Genomic DNA, 15,256 nt, shown 5'->3' with positions numbered 1-15,256 from the left:
ATACCGCCGCTCCTGTCGCCATGGGCGCCCATCCTATGTCCCGGAGCATGCCCGTCCCCCGCCCGTCGTCCCACCCGCACGGCCGCGCAGGATCGCGGCCCTGCGGTCACGACCGCGACAGCCGGCGCAGCAGCGAGTCGGCCCCCAGCGGGTACGCCCCGTGCCGGCGTACCCCGTCGGCGACCTCACGATCCGAGGAGACCACCACCACGGGACGGCCCGGCGGCTCGGCACGGACCAGCCGGCGGATCAACTCGTCGGCGGTCTCGCCCTTGCGGGAGAACAGCACCCGCACGCCACGCGGGGTGGGTGGCAGACCGTGCACCCGTTCGGCCCCGTCGAAGACGACCGTGACCTCGTCACCGGTCTGCGCGGCGATCCCGCCGAGGCCGGTGACCAGTCGCTTGCGCTGCTGCTCCAGGGACATCTCGCCGAAGCCACGTTTTGTCACGTTGTAGCCGTCGACCACCAGGTGCGCCCGGGGCAGGGCCAGCAGCTGGTCCAACCGGGCCGGGTCGTCGGTGTCCTGGGCGCGGACGGCGGCCGCGGTGGCGGCAGGAGAGTCGGTGAAGGAGTCGGCCACGAAGTCGGCGGGCAGTTTGTCGACCGGGTCCAGGGCCAGCTCCCGCCGCAGCCCGAGGGCGGCCTGGCCGATCGTCTCCAGCAGCAGCCACAGCCGCGCGTCGTCGACCGAGCGGGCCTCCTTGGCGCTGCTGCGGGCCACCCCGGCCGCCGCCTCGGCCTCGGCCAGCCGGGCCCGGGCACGACGCAGTTCGGCGTCCGCGTCGGCGGCGGCGCGTGCCGCCCGGCCCCGCTCGGTGGCCAGCAGCTCGCTCGCCCGGCGCTCCCGGGTCTGGCTCTCCCGCAGCGTACGAGCCAACTGCCGGGCCTCCTCGCGCAGTTGGCCCAGTTCCTCACGCACCCGCGCCAGCTCGTCGCGCAGCTTGTCGGCCTCGACCCGGGCCACCGCCCGGTCATGCTCGGCCCGGGTGGCCCGCTGCTCGGCCTGCCGGACCAGCTCGGCCACGACCGCCGTGTCCGCCTCGGCGCGGACCGCCGCCCCACTGGCGTCGATCAGCTCCCGCCAGCCGCGCGGGCGGGCCAGGTAGGCCAGGGCAGCCACCTCGACCGGGTCGGCGGCGGCGGGGGCGGTGCCGTCGACCACGGCGGCACCCAGGTCACCGACATCGGCCAGGACCCGGGCGGTGACCCGCTGCCGGAACAGCGGATCGGCGGCGAGTTGGGCGGCGATCACCGGGGCACCGAGCCGGGCCCGTCGATTCGGGGCGAACTTGGCGACCCGGCGCAGCGGCACGGGCACTTCGTCGGCGGGCAGACCGGGCAGCACGGCGGCGGTGAGCGAGACGATGCGCTGCCGCACCGGCTCGGGCAGACTCGGCTCCGGCTCCTGCTCCGGCTGCCCCGGGTCCGCCGGCCCGGGGTCCCCCACCGGGTCGATGGGACCGTCACCGGCCGCGGGCACCGCGACGACCTGCTCCTCCTGCGGGAGGTTGTCGTCGTGCGGCTCGGTGAGGGGCATGTGGCAAGTCTCCCACCGCGACCGGGCCCACCGCCCGGTGGTGAGCCGATCTCTCATCCTAGACCGGTGGTGACCGCTGGGGCCGGTGGGGCGCGAGTGTCGGACCGGACCGTTACGGTGCCGCGGATGGCAGCACAGGAGTTCCTGCAACCGGCGCTGGCCGGGCTCGACCCGACCGTCGGCGGTGTCGACCCGGCGCTGCCGCTGTACGCGACGACGTTCGTGGTGGTCGATCTGGAGACGACCGGCGGAGCACCGGACGGCGGCGGCATCACCGAGATCGGCGCGGTCAAGGTGCGCGGTGGCGAGGAGTTGGGCGTGCTGGCCACCCTGGTCAATCCCGGGGTGCCGATCCCACCCTTCATCACCGTGCTGACCGGCATCACCCAGGCGATGCTGCTGCCGGCACCGCCGATCGAGCAGGTGCTGCCGAGTTTCCTGGAGTTCATCTCGGACGCGGTGCTGGTCGCCCACAACGCTCCCTACGACGTCGGCTTCCTGAAGGCGGCCTGCGCGAAGCACGGCTACCGCTGGCCGAACCCACGGGTGCTGGACACCGCGGCGCTGGCCCGGCGGGTGCTGCTGCGCGACGAGGTGCCCAACCGCAAGCTCGGCACCCTCGCCGCGTACTTCCGGGCCGCCACCCAGCCGACCCACCGGGCCCTGGACGACGCCCGGGCGACCGTCGACGTGCTGCACGGACTCATCGGCCGCCTCGGCGGGCACCGGGTCGACACCATCGGCGACGCCATCGAGTTCGCCCGCGCGGTCACCCCGACCCAACGTCGCAAGCGGCACCTGGCCGACGGCCTGCCCCGCTCCCCCGGGGTCTACATCTTCCGGGCCGCCGACGACCGTCCGCTCTACGTCGGCACCTCCCGGGACATCGCCACCCGGGTACGCAGCTACTTCACCGCCGCGGAGAAGCGCGCCCGGATCTCGGAGATGCTGGCCGCCGCCGAACGGGTGGAGGCGGTGGAGTGCGCCCACTCGCTGGAGGCCGAGGTGCGTGAGCTGCGGCTGATCGCGGCGCACGCACCGCCGTACAACCGACGGTCGAAGTACCCGGAGCGGGTGGTCTGGCTCAAGCTGACCGACGGCCCGTACCCCCGGTTGTCGGTGGTCCGGGAGATCTCCCCGGGCGACCGCGCCTACCTGGGCCCGTTCACCTCACGGCGCGCCGCCGAACTGGCCGCCGCCGGCTTCCACGACGCGGTGCCCCTGCGCCAGTGCACCCACCGGTTGTCACTGCGCACCGTCACGCCGGCCTGCGCGCTCGCCGAGCTGGGCCGCTGCCCGGCCCCCTGCGAGCACCGGATCTCCCCCGAGGAGTACGACGCCCGCGCGGTCACGCCGTTCGCCACCGCCACCACCGGCGACCCACAGCCGGTGGTCGACGCCCTGCTCGCCCGGATCGACACGCTCTCGGCCGGCCAGCGTTACGAGGAGGCGGCCACGCTGCGCTCCCGCCTCGCGGCGGTGCTGCGGGCCGCCGTACGCATGCAGCGTCTCGCCGCGTTGAGTGGGCTCGCCGAGGTGGCCGCCGCTCATCCGGCGGCCGGCGGCGGCTGGGAGCTGGCGCTGGTGCGGCACGGCCGGCTCGCCGGCGCCGGTGTGTCTCCGCCCGGGGTCCATCCTCGACCGACGCTGGCCACCATCCGGGCCACCGCCGAGACGGTGCCGCCCGGGCACGGCCCGGTCCCGGCGGCCAGCCCGGAGGAGTCGGAGCGGATCCTGTCCTGGTTGGAGCGACCGGAGACCCGGCTGGTCGAGATGTCCGCCGGTTGGACCTCCCCGGTGGCCGGCGCGGCACGGTTCCGCGACCTGTTGACCAAGGCCGAGAGCGCGGCGTCCCGGCAACTCTGGTCCGAACGCTCATGAGCTACTGTCCGATCGGACTACGTCGACTCACTTACTCTGTTAAGGAAGTGCAGTCCTGCCCGTTTCGAGGGTCTGCTCCCGCTTGCCGGATTCCGGTGGTGGTGGCGCAGCAGGCGTGAGGGGGTGTCCCAGGTGGACGTCAACGCCGGACACGGCGGTGCCCTGGGCGGTGCGCTCCCGACACAGCCCGGCGAGTTGCCGCTGACCAGACGACTCCGATCGCTGCTCACCTGGCCGACCGCCGAGACCGAACCGGTGGGCCAACTGGTCCGCACCCACCGCACCATCCACGCCGGCGCCGATCCGGCGGTGCTGCGCCGCGCGTACACCATCGCGGACAACATGCACCGCGGCCAGTTCCGCAAGAGCGGGGAGCCGTTCATCACCCACCCGCTCGCGGTCGCCCAGATCTGCGCGGAACTCGGCATGGACACCACCACCCTGGTCGCCGCGCTGCTGCACGACACGGTGGAGGACACCCGCTACACGTTGCAGGCTCTCGCGGAGGACTTCGACCACGAGGTCGCCCACCTGGTCGACGGGGTGACCAAGTTCGACAAGGCGTTCTACGGGCAGGCCGCCGAGGCGGAGACCATCCGCAAGATGATCATCGCGGCCGGCAAGGACGTCCGGGTGCTCATCATCAAGCTGGCCGACCGGCTGCACAACATGCGCACCCTGGGCGTCCGTTCGGCCGCGTCCCGCGAACGCATCGCCCGCAAGACCCAGGAGGTGCTCGTACCGCTCTGCGACAGGCTGGGTATCCAGACCCTGAAGCGGGAGCTTGACGACGTGGTGCTGCTGCACCTCGAACCGGACGAGCACGCCCGCATCGCCCGGCACGTGCACGACCGGCCCGGCTGGGACAGCTACCTCGCCGAGGTGGTCACGCAGGCCAAGGGGGCGCTGCGGCGCAGCCGGGTCGACGCGGAGGTCGCCCCGCGACCCCGGCACCTGTACTCGATCTGGAAGGACACCGTCGCCGGTGGCCACACCGCCCCGTTCGACCTGCCCCGCATCACCATCGTGGTGGACGGCCCGGCGACCGACTGTTACGCGGCACTCGGTGCGGTGCACGGTCTCTGGCGGCCGGTGCCGGGCCGGTTCAAGGACTTCATCGCCTCACCGAAGAACAACCTCTACCGGTCCCTGCACACGAGCGTCTGCGGGCCGAAGAACCGTACCGTCGAGGTGCTGATCCGCACGGCGGAGATGCACCGGGCGGCCGAGTACGGAGTGGCCGCCGACTTCCGCTTTCCCCGCTCCGGCGGAGCCACCGCCCGCTCGGGGCAGCTCGACTGGCTGCGTCGGGTGCTGGACTGGGAGCAGGACGCCGCCGATCCGGCACAGTTCCTCCACTCGCTGCGCTGCGACCTGTCCGAGGCCCAGATCCAGGTGGTCGCCGACGGCCGGCAGATCGTGCTGCCGGCCGGCGCCACCCCCGTCGACCTGGCGTACGAACTCGGTACCGACCGGGGTGACCGGTGCCTGGCGGCACGGGTGAACGGCCGGCTGGTCCCACTCTCCTCCGAGCTTGAGGAGGGTGACGTGGTGGAGATCTTCACCGAGACCGACGAGGAGAGCAGCCTGGACGCCGAGGTGGCGCCGCGCGGGCCGCGTCGGGAGTGGCTCGGCTTCGTCAAGTCACCGCACGCGCAGATGCAGATCAACAGGTGGTTCGCCGCACACAGCGAGCCGGGCATCTCGATCAGCGACAAGGTACGCCTGGGCCGGGCCACCATCGGGCTGGCCCTGCGTCAGCACAACCGAGGGCTGGCCAGCGACCTGCCGCTGCTGCGCCTGTCGGAGGAACTCGGCTACCCGGACCTGGAAACCCTGCTGGTCGCGGTCTTCGACCGGGTCATCGAGCCGGACGCCGTGGTACGCCAACTCATCGACCTGGTCGACCACCGTCAGTGACAGCAGTGCCCCCTCGCCGTGCTCGGCGTGGTCCTCGTGGCGCGAGCAAGCCTCACGGCCACTAACCTGGAACCATGATCCCCCGTACGCGCCGCACCGGGCGCGCCGTCGCGTACCAGGTCTTCTACCGGCTGCCGCTGCCGGTACGACGCCGGCTGGTCCGGATGGCCGTACCCAAGTACATCGTCGGCGCCGTCACCCTGCTGCGGGACAGTGAGGCCGCGGGGGCGGGACGGTTGCTGCTGCTGCGGCAGCCGCCGGGGCGGGGGTGGACGCTGCCGGCCGGGTTGCTGCAACGGGGCGAGAACCCGGCGGTCGGCGCGGCCCGGGAACTGTTCGAGGAGACCGGCGTCCGGCTCTCCCCCACCCGACTCACCCCGGCGGTACCCAACGCCGTCGTGCACGCCAAGGGTTGGGTGGACGTGGTGTTCACCGCCGAGGTGCCGGCGTCGAGCACCGAGCTGACCGTCGACGGCGCGGAGGTCTTCGAGGCCGCCTGGCACCCGCTGGACGACCTGCCGAAGCTGACCTGGCCGACCGCCCGCCTGCTGGCCTACTACGACATCGGTCCGCTGGCCGGGCAGTTCCCCCCGCCGCTGCCCGACACGACGCCATGACCCGGCCCGAGGGTGTCTCGCCGACCGACCCTCGGCCCGCCGCACCCGCCGACGGGATCTGCGCGGTGGTGCTCGCCGCCGGTGAGGGCACCCGGCTGCGCCCGTTGACTGAACGGGTGCCCAAGGCGCTCTGCCCGGTGGGCAACGTGCCACTGCTGGACCGGGCGCTGGCCCGGCTCGCCGGTCTCGGCCTGAACGGCCCGACGGCGGTCGCGGTGAACGCCTGCTACCTGGGCGACCAGGTGGTGGAGCGGGTGGGTACCCGGGCGCACCTCTCGGTGGAACCGGGCAGCCCGCTCGGCACCGCTGGCGGTGTGGGACGGCTACGGGACTGGATCGACGGCCGGGGCGTGCTTGTCGGCAACGCCGACGCCTACCTGTCCGACCCGGCGGCACCACCCGGCCCGGACATCGCGGCGCTGCTGGACGGCTGGGACGGCGACTCGGTACGTCTGCTCGGCCAGCCCGCCGGCGACCCGACGGCACCCGGCACCTTCGACGGGCACGTGTTCACCGGTTTCTCCCTGTTGCCGTGGCGGCTGGTCCGCGACCTGCCCGCCGCCTTCGGCGACCTGGTACGCGCGGTCTGGCGCCCGGCCGAGGCCGCCGGCCGGCTGGACGTGGTGGGCTACCGGGGAACCTTCATCGACACCGGCACCCCGGGCGACTACCTCGCCGCGAACCTGCACGCCGCTGGTGACGGCAGCCTGATCGACCCGGCCGCCACTGTCACCGGCCACTGTCACCGGTCCGTCGTCGGCGCGGGCGCCACCGTCCGGGGGACGGTGAGCCGCAGCGTGGTCTGGCCGAACAGCAGCGTCGGCGACGAGGAGCACCTGCGGGACGTGATCCGGGTCGGTGTCGACCTGACCGTCCCGGCGGCCTGAACCGGGGCCGGGCCTTAGCATGAGCGACGACGTCGACGAACGGAGAGCCCCGTGATCACCGCGATCGTGCTGATCGACTGCGCCACCGACTCGATCCCCGAGGTGGCCGAGGCACTGGCGAACCTGCCGGGGGTGAGCGAGGTCTACTCGGTGGCCGGGCACGTGGACCTGATCGCCATGGTCCGGGTCCGCGAGTTCGACGAGATCGCGCAGATCATCGCCGGCAGCATCTCGAAGGTGCCGGGGGTGCTGAACACCGAGTCGCACATCGCCTTCCGCGCGTACTCCCGGCACGACCTGGAGGAGGCCTTCGCCATCGGGCTGGGCAGCACCGACTGACCAGGTGCGGTGTCCAGGCACCGCACCAACCCGACCGCCGGCGCGGTGCACCGCGGCCGGCACGAGCCGGCCCACCCGGACGGGTGGACCGGCTCGCCTCGTACCGCCGGGTCAGCTCTGCTGCGGCACCGGGGTCTCGGTGACGGTGCCACCCGGAACCGGGGCCTCCTCGGTGAAGGTCTCACCCGGAGTCGGCGTGGTCGCCCCCGGAGCCGGGACGGTGCCACCCGGGCTGGGTGTACCGGTCGGGCTGGTCTCCGGAACCGGGATGCCCAGTTCCTCGGCCAGCATCACCAGGGCGTCGTAGTGCGCCTGCAGGACCGGCAGCGCGGTCTGCGCCAGCTGGACCACCTGCGGCTCGGTACCCTGCGAGATCTCCGTCTGGGTCGCCTGGATGGCCTGGACGTGGCCGGCCAGACCCTGGGTCACCCACAGCCTGTCGAACTCTTCACCACTTGCGTTGTTCAGCTGGTCGAGAGCCGTCTGCTGATCAGTGGTGGGCTCGCTCGGCAGGTCCACGTTGAGCTGTCCGGCCAGTTCCTGCACCGACTGGTCCAGCTCGGTGTGGTCCGTGACGAACTGCTGCCCCAGCTCCTTGACCTGCTGGTTCTGGCCCTTCTCCTGGGCCAGCTCACCCGCGGCGATCTCGTACAGGTTGGTCTGGTGGACCGCCTGCAGGTACTGGGTGTCCTGTTCCGACGGCTGCGCCGCCGCCTGCGCTGCGGCGGCGGGTGCGACACCCACCAGCACCAGCGCGGCCAGCAGGCCGAGGCGTTTGATACCCAACATGCTTCCTCCCCGTTGAGACGTTGGACCGCACGGATACCCGGCTGGCCGGGGTTATTCCTGCGATCCGGCGACGGCGGGAAGCGGCGACGACGTCCGGAAGAGGCGAAACGGGCGTGGCGCCCGCCGGAGGAGTCCGGCGGGCGCCACGTCACGTTGCGGCGGAACTCAGGGGCGGGTCTCCCCGCTGGTGATCTCTTCCCGCTCCGGGCGCGGCTCGACCGGAGGGTGCCCCGGCGAGACCGGCGCCTCGGCCGGCCGCTCGATCGGGTAGAAGAAGCCGCGGATGGCCGGACCGAGGGCACCGAGCCGGTTCATCTTCTTCGGCACCACCCAACCGACGTACTCCAGCTCGCCGTGCCCGTCGCCCGAGCCGAGCGGCTGGTGCACCTCGACGAACCGGCCGTCCGGCAGCCGCCGGATGATGCCGGTCTCCACGCCGTGGGCGAGAACCTCCCGGTCGTGCTGCTGCAGGCCGAGGCAGATCCGGTAGGTGACGTAGTACGCCAGCGGCGGAAGGAGCAGCAGACCGATCCGGCCCGCCCAGGTCATCGCGTTCAGGCTGATGTGGAACTTGTCGGCGATGACGTCGTTCGCACCCGAGAGGGTCAGGATCACGTAGAACGTGATGGCCATGGCACCCAGGCCGGTGCGGAACGGCACGTCGCGGGGACGCTGGAGCAGGTTGTGGCTGCGGTAGTCCTTCAGGTGGCGGGCCTCCATGAAGGGATAGAGCAGGGATATCGCCACCAGGATGCCGGGTAGCACCACTGTCGGCCAGAACAGCGGCGGGATCACGTATCCCTCGCCGATGGGTATCGTGATCTCCCAGTCCGGCATCAACCGCGTCGAACCGTCGAGGAACATGACGTACCAGTCGGGCTGGCTGGCGGCCGAGACCACCCATGCCTCGTACGGGCCGAACAGCCACACCGGGTTGATCTGGAACAGACCGCCCATCAGCGCGATCACGCCGAAGACGACCATGAAGAAGCCGCCCTGCTTGATCGCGTAGCGGGGGAACATCCGCTCGCCGACCACGTTGCCGTTCGTCCGGCCCGGCCCCGGCCACTGGGTGTGCTTCTGCTTGAACACCAGACCCAGGTGCACGGTGATCAACGCGACAAGCAGGCCCGGGATGAGCAGCACGTGGGCGATGAAGAACCGGCTGATGATGATCGTGCCGGGGAACTCGCCGTTGAAGACCGCCGCGGTCACCCAGGAGCCGATCACCGGGATGGACAGCATGATCGCGGAGGCGATCCGCAGGCCGGTGCCGGACAGGCCGTCGTCCGGCAGCGAGTAGCCGGTGAAGCCGGCCAGGAAGCCGACCCAGAACAGCAGCGAACCGATGATCCAGTTGGTCTCCCGCGGCTTGCGGAACGCGCCGGTGAAGAAGACCCGCAGCATGTGCACCACGATCGCGGCCATGAACAGCAGCGCCGCCCAGTGGTGCATCTGACGCATGATCAGACCGCCGCGGACGTCGAAGGAGATGTCCAACGTCGAGGCGTACGCGGCCGACATCGGCGTGCCCCGCAGCGGGGCGTAGCTGCCGTTGTAGATGACCTCGGTCATCGTCGGCTCGAAGAAGAAGGTCAGGAAGACACCGGTCAGCAGCAGGACGATGAACGAGAAGAGCGCGATCTCGCCGAGCAGGAAGGACCAGTGGTCCGGGAAGACCTTGTTGAGCAGTCGGCGCAGCGGAGTCGCCACCTGGAAGCGGTCGTCGACCGCCCGGGCGGTGTTGCCCGGCACCGCTGCTACGTCAAACTTTCGCCGCTTCACGGCCGCTCCCAGAAGTCGGGCCCGACGGGTTCAGTGTAGTCGGACGTAGCCACGAAGTAACCCTCGGCGTCCACCTCGATCGGCAGCTGCGGCAGCCGCCGGCTGGCCGGACCGAAGATGGGCTTGGCGTTGTCGGTGATCAGGAACTGCGACTGGTGGCACGGGCAGAGCAACCGGTTGGTCTGCTGTTCGTACAGGCTCGCCGGGCAGCCGGCGTGCGTGCAGATCTTCGAGTACGCGGCGTAGTTGCCCCACATGTAGCCGCCGTGGCCCTCGCGCTCGTTGTTGCGGCGCGACGCCTCGGCGTCGGCGTCCCGCAGGTGGATCAGCAGGGTGGGCGAGTCGGCGTACTGGTTGCTCACCCCGTGCTCCACACCCGGGAAGACGGTGATCTGACCACCGGCGCTGATGTCGGCCGGCCGGATGGGCCGACCGTCCTCGCGGACCAGCCGGATCTTCTGACCGTCCCGGGGGGCGAACCCGGTGGTCATCATCTGGTTGTCCTTGTGCGGGTCGGAGATCAGCCCGCCGACCAGCGGCGCCGCCGCGACAGCGCCGACCGGCAGCAGACCGGCCAGCAGCGACACACCCAGCAGCGGCCGGCGCTTGACTCCCAGCTCATCGGCCATGTAGGCCATGGTCTCGCCGGTGATCCGCTGGTCCTCGGTGGGCACGGCACCCTCGTGCCGGTCCTGGATCGACACCTCCTTGGGCAGCAGCTTCTTGCCCCAGGTGAGGATGCCGAATCCGACGGCGAGCAGTGCGATGCCGAGGGTCACGCCGAGCAGCGGGGTGTAGAGCTTGTCACCGCCGCGACCCGGCTCGTACTCCCAGGGCCACCAGATGTAGACCGCCAGGAAGGCGGTCGACGCCAGCCCGGTCAGCAGGAAGAAGGCCGCCACGGTGCGGACCATCCGGCGTTCGGCCTTGGTGCCCGCGGCCACCTGCGGCTCGTAATGGACGATCTCGATGTCGTCCCGCCGGGCACCCTCCCGGACGATGTCGAACCGGCTGAGCCGGGGGTCGTTCACGTCGAGCGGCTCTCCGCCCGGCAGGGCCGGCTGCCCGGTCTGGCTGCTCATGGTCCCCCCGCTCACGACTTACCCGCGATCCACAGGCTGGCGAAGACCAGCGCGACGATGCCGACGAAGAAGATCGCCACGCCCTCGGTGGAGGGTCCGTACCGGCCCAGGTTGAAGAAGCCGCCCGGGTCGCCGTCGTCCTTCAGCGTCTGCTGGATGTAGGCGATGATGTCGGCCTTCTGCTCCGGCGTGATCTGGTTGTCGCCGAAGACGGGCATGTTCTGCGGGCCGCTGAGCATCGCCGAGTAGATCTGCCGGTCGGTGGCCGGCGCGAGGCTCGGCGCGTACTTGCCCGAGGAGAGGGCACCGCCGCCGCCACTGAACGCGTGGCACTGCGAGCAGTTGATCCGGTACAGCTCGCCGCCGATCGCGACGTTGCCGTCGGCGTGCAGGTTGTCACCGGCCGGCACGACCGGCCCGCCGCCGAGTTCCTGGACGTACGCGGCCAGCTGGTCGATCTCGTCGCGGGTGAACACCTCGGGCTTGCGCGCCGCCTGGGCCTCCTGCCGGGCCATCGGCATCCGGCCGGTGCTCACCTGGAACTCCACGGAGGCGGCACCGACGCCGACGAGGCTCGGCCCGCGCCCCTCGACCCCCTGCGCGTTGCGACCGTGGCAGGTCACACAGCTCACGTCGAACAGCGCCTTGCCGTCGGCGGCGGCGCTGCTCAGCGGCGGGTTCTCCTGGGCGGCGGCGCCGGGGGCGAGGACGGTGTAGGCGCCGCCGGCCAGCATCAGCGCGGCGACCAGCCGGACCGCAGCACCCAGCCGGCGGCGGCCCCTGCTGGGCGCCCCGGGCCGCCCGCGCAGCCGCGCGAACAGACCGCGTCGGCGGTCGTTGTCAGAAGTCATGACCTGTGTCCTTAACCGGTTGGACCTTGTCTTGCGGGGGTGGAGCAGCGGCAAGGCGTCGGGCGCCGCGCCAAGATCACTGGAGCCAGTAGATCATGGCGTAGAGCGCGATCCACACGACGTCGACGAAGTGCCAGTAGTACGACACCACGATCGCCGCGGTGGCCTGAGCCGGAGTGAACCGGCCCATGGTGGTGCGGATCATGAAGATCACGAAGGCGATCAGACCGCCGGTGACGTGCAGGCCGTGGAAGCCGGTGGTGAGGTAGAACATCGACCCGTAGCCGTCACTGTTGATCTTGACGCCGTGGTGCACCAGCTCGCGGTACTCGTTGAGCTGGCCGAGCACGAAGATCAGGCCCATCACGAAGGTGATCGCGAACCAGCGCCGCAGCGCGTGGACGTCACCCTTCTCGGCGGCGAACACGCCGAGCTGGCAGGTCACCGAGGACAACACCAGGATCACCGTGAAGGTGGTCGCGTACGGGATGTTGAGGACCTCGGTGTGCTCCGCCCACTGCTCCGGCGCCGCCGCGCGGATGGAGAAGTACATCGCGAACAGCGCCGCGAAGAACATGAGTTCGCTGGAGAGCCAGACGATCGTCCCGACGCTGACCATGTTGGGCCGCGTCAGGGAGTGGATCCGGCTCTTGTCAATGGCTGGGGCCGCAGTCACGCGGTCATTATTGCCGTTCACCACGGCCGGCGATCAGCGGGGGGTGAAACCCGGGCCCGGCATGGCCCGATCGGTACCGTCCGGTTCGCCTGACCTAGGCTGATTGGCGTGCTGCACGTCGATCCGATCTCCTTGGCCGCACCGGGCGCGCCGCTGCTCACCGCAGCCGCGACCGGCCAGGCCGCGACCGAGGTGACGACAAGCGCCGGTGCGTTGGCGGCCGAGGCCGCTCCACCGCCGTTCTCCATCACCGCCGTGGTCACCGAGGCCCGGCTGGACAGCTGGCTCGCCGTCGGCCTGGTCCTCGCCGCCGGCCTCTACCTCTACGGGGTGTACCGGCTGCGGCTGCGCGGCGACCGTTGGCCGATCGCCCGGACGATCTTCTTCCTCGGTCCCGGACTCGGCGGCATCGCCTCGGTGACGGTAAGCGGGCTGCACGCGTACGACACCACGCTGCTGTCGGTGCACATGGTGCAGCACATGGTGCTGTCCATGGTCTCGCCGATCTTCCTGGCGCTGGGCGCGCCGGTGACCCTGGCCCTGCGTACGCTGCCGACCGGCCCGCGCAAGCGGCTGCTCGCGGTGGTGCACAGCCGGATCGCCCGGATCTACACCTTCCCGCTTGTGGCGTTCGCCATCTTCGTGGTGAACCCGTTCGCGCTCTACTTCACCGACCTGTACCGCTACACGCTGGAACACGCCTGGGCGCACGAGGTGGTGCACGCGCACTTCATCATGACCGGCTGCGTCTTCTTCTGGCCGCTGCTCGGCCTGGACCCGCTACCGGGACGCTGGCCGTACCCCGGGCGGGCGCTGCTGATGCTGCTGTCGGTGCCGTTCCACACCGTGCTCGGACTGACCATCATGCAGAGCACCACTCTCTTCGGCGGCGACTGGTACCCCTCGCTCGGACTGAGCTGGGCCGACCCGTGGGAGGACCAGGTGCTCGCCGGCGGGATCCTGTGGGCCGGCGGCGAGTTCGTCAGCGTGACGATGCTCGCAGTTCTGGTGGTCCAGTGGATGCGCCAGGCCGAGCGGGAGGCCCGCCGGGTCGACCGCGAGCTGGACCGCCAGGAGGCCCGCCGACGAGCGGCGGAATCCACCGCCTGAGGCGGGTCGGCCACCGGCCCGGGGCGGCGTGTCACGCGCACCACACCGACCGGTACGATCAGCCACGCAGCTACGAAGTGGGAGCCGTTGGAAGCCATGAGTGAGCACAGCGAGCCGATCAAGCTCAGTGCGATGGTGACTCAGGACGGCACGAAGCGAAGCGGAGTGTCGGCATGAGCGACCGTCTGTGCACCGTCCTGCTCTACAGCGACGACCCGCAGGTACGGGACCGGATGCGGCTCGCCGTGGGCACCCGACCCGCGGCCGACCTGCGGATCGAGTTCGTCGAGGCGTCCACCTACGCCGAGTGCATCCGTCTGGTCGACGACTACGAGATCGACCTGATGCTGCTCGACGGTGAGGCCACCCCCGGCGGCGGCATCGGCATCGCCCGGCAGATCAAGGACGACCGTGAGGACGCCCCGCCCACCTGTGTGGTGATCGCCCGCGCCGCGGACCGCTGGCTGGCGTCCTTCGCCGAGGTCGACGCCACCCTGGTACACCCGCTCGACCCGGTCACCACCGCCGCCACCGTGACCGAGCTGCTGCGCGCCAGCGCACCCGCCTGACGTTCCATTCCGGCACCGCCACGGCGCCGGGCGAGCCGGCGCCGGTCCCGTCCCACCCGTAACCGTCTGCTCGGGAGGCCCACCATGGGCGATCGGACCTGGCCGCACCTGCTCACCGCGTTGCTACGCGGCGAGGAACTGTCCGCCGCTGACACCGCCTGGGCGATGGGCGAGATCATGTCCGGGTCGGCCGGGCCGGCTCAGATCGCCGGCTTCGCCGTGGCGCTGAGAGCCAAGGGCGAGACCCCGGCCGAGCTGAGCGGGCTGGTCGAGGCGATGCTCGGCCGGGCCGTCCCGGTCGAGCTGCCCGAGGAGGTACGCGCCGAAGCGCTCGACGTGGTCGGCACCGGCGGCGACCTCGCCCACACGGTCAACATCTCCACCATGACGGCGCTGGTGGTGGCCGGGGCCGGCGTACGCGTGGTCAAGCACGGCAACCGGGCGGCCTCGTCCTCCTGCGGCACCGCCGACCTGCTGGAGTTCCTCGGCATTCCACTGGATCTCGGGCCCGATCAGGTGGCCCGGTGCGTGGCCGAGGCCGGCATCGGCTTCTGCTTCGCCGCCCGGTTCCACCCCGGCATGCGCCACGCCGGTCCGGTCCGTCGGGAGCTGGGGGTGCCGACCGCGTTCAACTTCCTCGGCCCGTTGACAAATCCGGCCCGTCCCCGCGCGGGTGCCGTCGGCTGCTTCGACGCGACGATGGCACCGGTGATGGCGGCCGTCTTCGCGGCCCGGGGCGACTCGGTGCTGGTGATGCGCGGCGAGGACGGGCTGGACGAGTTCACCACCGCCGCCGCGACCCGGTTCTGGATCGCCCAGAACGGCGCCGTCAGGGAGACCGTGGTGGACGCGGTCGACCTCGGCGTACCCCGGGCCACCCTCGCCGACCTGCGCGGCGGCGACGCGTCCCACAACGCCGACGTGGCCCGGCGCCTGCTCGCCGGCGAGCCGGGACCGGTGCGCGACGCCGTCCTGGTCAACGCGGCGGCGGCCCTGGCCACCCAGGGCCCCCTGGACGGCGACCTGACCGACGCGCTCCGCGCCGGCCTGGACCGGGCCGCCGAGTCGATCGATTCCGGGGCAGCCGCCCGCACCCTCGACCGCTGGATCAAGGTCGCCGGCGCCGCCTGACCCGCCGCGACGCGGTTGTCGGAGGAGCGTGGGAAACTACAACCGAGTAGTTCCGGCGATCTCCACCGACCGGCCGCCG

The 15,256-nt window shown here is 71.5% G+C and carries 14 protein-coding genes; 8 read left to right on the top strand and 6 right to left on the bottom strand.

The window, feature by feature from the left end:
* Positions 1–106: 106 nt before the first annotated feature.
* The gene (locus tag AB0I71_RS19140) at positions 107–1,540 is read right to left on the bottom strand and encodes an NYN domain-containing protein (protein ID WP_357586345.1); all 1,434 of its coding nucleotides are present in this window, start codon (positions 1,538–1,540) and stop codon (positions 107–109) included.
* Between the two features lie 126 nt (positions 1,541–1,666).
* On the opposite strand from AB0I71_RS19140, the gene AB0I71_RS19135 reads away from it, so the two are divergent.
* The 5 genes from AB0I71_RS19135 (at position 1,667) to AB0I71_RS19115 (ending at position 7,184) form a co-directional block, all read left to right on the top strand.
* Entirely contained in the window at positions 1,667–3,421 is a 1,755-nt protein-coding gene (locus AB0I71_RS19135; protein WP_357586343.1) for a DEDD exonuclease domain-containing protein, read from the top strand.
* 132 nt (positions 3,422–3,553) lie between these two features.
* Positions 3,554–5,341 (top strand): HD domain-containing protein, encoded by a 1,788-nt coding sequence (locus AB0I71_RS19130; RefSeq protein ID WP_357586341.1) that lies wholly within the window; start codon positions 3,554–3,556, stop codon positions 5,339–5,341.
* 74 nt (positions 5,342–5,415) lie between these two features.
* Positions 5,416–5,958: an NUDIX domain-containing protein gene (locus tag AB0I71_RS19125; protein ID WP_357586339.1), complete on the top strand. Its 543-nt coding sequence runs from the start codon at positions 5,416–5,418 to the stop codon at positions 5,956–5,958.
* On the top strand, positions 5,955–6,845 hold the full coding sequence (locus AB0I71_RS19120) for a sugar phosphate nucleotidyltransferase (protein ID WP_357586337.1): 891 nt from the start codon (positions 5,955–5,957) through the stop codon (positions 6,843–6,845). Before AB0I71_RS19125 ends, AB0I71_RS19120 begins: the two co-directional genes overlap by 4 nt.
* A 51-nt stretch (positions 6,846–6,896) precedes the next feature.
* Positions 6,897–7,184: an Lrp/AsnC ligand binding domain-containing protein gene (locus tag AB0I71_RS19115; RefSeq protein WP_164449239.1), complete on the top strand. Its 288-nt coding sequence runs from the start codon at positions 6,897–6,899 to the stop codon at positions 7,182–7,184.
* A gap of 111 nt (positions 7,185–7,295) precedes the next feature.
* Here AB0I71_RS19115 and AB0I71_RS19110 read toward each other — a convergent pair whose 3' ends face one another.
* From AB0I71_RS19110 to AB0I71_RS19090, 5 genes are all read right to left on the bottom strand, one after another.
* Complete coding sequence (locus AB0I71_RS19110; protein ID WP_357586334.1) at positions 7,296–7,973, bottom strand: DUF4142 domain-containing protein; 678 nt, start codon at positions 7,971–7,973, stop codon at positions 7,296–7,298.
* A gap of 165 nt (positions 7,974–8,138) precedes the next feature.
* On the bottom strand, positions 8,139–9,758 hold the full coding sequence (locus AB0I71_RS19105; RefSeq protein ID WP_357586332.1) for a ubiquinol-cytochrome c reductase cytochrome b subunit: 1,620 nt from the start codon (positions 9,756–9,758) through the stop codon (positions 8,139–8,141).
* A complete protein-coding gene (locus tag AB0I71_RS19100) occupies positions 9,755–10,840 on the bottom strand; it encodes a Rieske 2Fe-2S domain-containing protein (RefSeq protein WP_357586330.1) in 1,086 nt (361 codons plus the stop codon). Before AB0I71_RS19100 ends, AB0I71_RS19105 begins: the two co-directional genes overlap by 4 nt.
* An 11-nt stretch (positions 10,841–10,851) precedes the next feature.
* A complete protein-coding gene (locus AB0I71_RS19095) occupies positions 10,852–11,691 on the bottom strand; it encodes a cytochrome c (RefSeq protein WP_357586328.1) in 840 nt (279 codons plus the stop codon).
* Positions 11,692–11,767: 76 nt separating this feature from the next.
* Positions 11,768–12,367 (bottom strand): heme-copper oxidase subunit III, encoded by a 600-nt coding sequence (locus tag AB0I71_RS19090; RefSeq protein WP_357586326.1) that lies wholly within the window; start codon positions 12,365–12,367, stop codon positions 11,768–11,770.
* A 108-nt stretch (positions 12,368–12,475) separates the two neighbouring features.
* Here AB0I71_RS19090 and AB0I71_RS19085 point away from each other — a divergent pair, with 108 nt between their 5' ends.
* The 3 genes from AB0I71_RS19085 to trpD all read left to right on the top strand — a co-directional run bounded on the left by AB0I71_RS19085 (position 12,476) and on the right by trpD (position 15,177).
* Positions 12,476–13,477 (top strand): cytochrome c oxidase assembly protein, encoded by a 1,002-nt coding sequence (locus AB0I71_RS19085; protein WP_357586324.1) that lies wholly within the window; start codon positions 12,476–12,478, stop codon positions 13,475–13,477.
* Positions 13,478–13,650: 173 nt separating this feature from the next.
* Entirely contained in the window at positions 13,651–14,046 is a 396-nt protein-coding gene (locus AB0I71_RS19080) for a hypothetical protein (protein ID WP_357586323.1), read from the top strand.
* Positions 14,047–14,130: 84 nt separating this feature from the next.
* The gene (gene trpD, locus AB0I71_RS19075) at positions 14,131–15,177 is read left to right on the top strand and encodes an anthranilate phosphoribosyltransferase (RefSeq protein ID WP_357586322.1); all 1,047 of its coding nucleotides are present in this window, start codon (positions 14,131–14,133) and stop codon (positions 15,175–15,177) included.
* The last annotated feature ends 79 nt before the right edge of the window (positions 15,178–15,256 follow it).

It is taken from the genome of Micromonospora sp. NPDC049891 (assembly GCF_040660295.1).
GTDB lineage: Bacteria > Actinomycetota > Actinomycetes > Mycobacteriales > Micromonosporaceae > Micromonospora.
Note: the sequence above shows the minus strand (reverse complement) of the source record. Positions and strands in the feature narration are given on the sequence as shown.

Excerpts from the sequence above, each read along its gene's own strand:
- AB0I71_RS19140 (WP_357586345.1), bottom strand. The coding sequence starts at position 1,540 with ATGCCCCTCACCGAGCCGCACGACGACAACCTCCCGCAGGAGGAGCAG.
- AB0I71_RS19135 (WP_357586343.1), top strand. The coding sequence starts at position 1,667 with ATGGCAGCACAGGAGTTCCTGCAACCGGCGCTGGCCGGGCTCGACCCG.
- AB0I71_RS19125 (WP_357586339.1), top strand. The coding sequence starts at position 5,416 with ATGATCCCCCGTACGCGCCGCACCGGGCGCGCCGTCGCGTACCAGGTC.
- AB0I71_RS19120 (WP_357586337.1), top strand. The coding sequence starts at position 5,955 with ATGACCCGGCCCGAGGGTGTCTCGCCGACCGACCCTCGGCCCGCCGCA.
- AB0I71_RS19110 (WP_357586334.1), bottom strand. The coding sequence starts at position 7,973 with ATGTTGGGTATCAAACGCCTCGGCCTGCTGGCCGCGCTGGTGCTGGTG.
- AB0I71_RS19100 (WP_357586330.1), bottom strand. The coding sequence starts at position 10,840 with ATGAGCAGCCAGACCGGGCAGCCGGCCCTGCCGGGCGGAGAGCCGCTC.
- AB0I71_RS19095 (WP_357586328.1), bottom strand. The coding sequence starts at position 11,691 with ATGACTTCTGACAACGACCGCCGACGCGGTCTGTTCGCGCGGCTGCGC.
- AB0I71_RS19080 (WP_357586323.1), top strand. The coding sequence starts at position 13,651 with ATGAGCGACCGTCTGTGCACCGTCCTGCTCTACAGCGACGACCCGCAG.
- trpD (WP_357586322.1), top strand. The coding sequence starts at position 14,131 with ATGGGCGATCGGACCTGGCCGCACCTGCTCACCGCGTTGCTACGCGGC.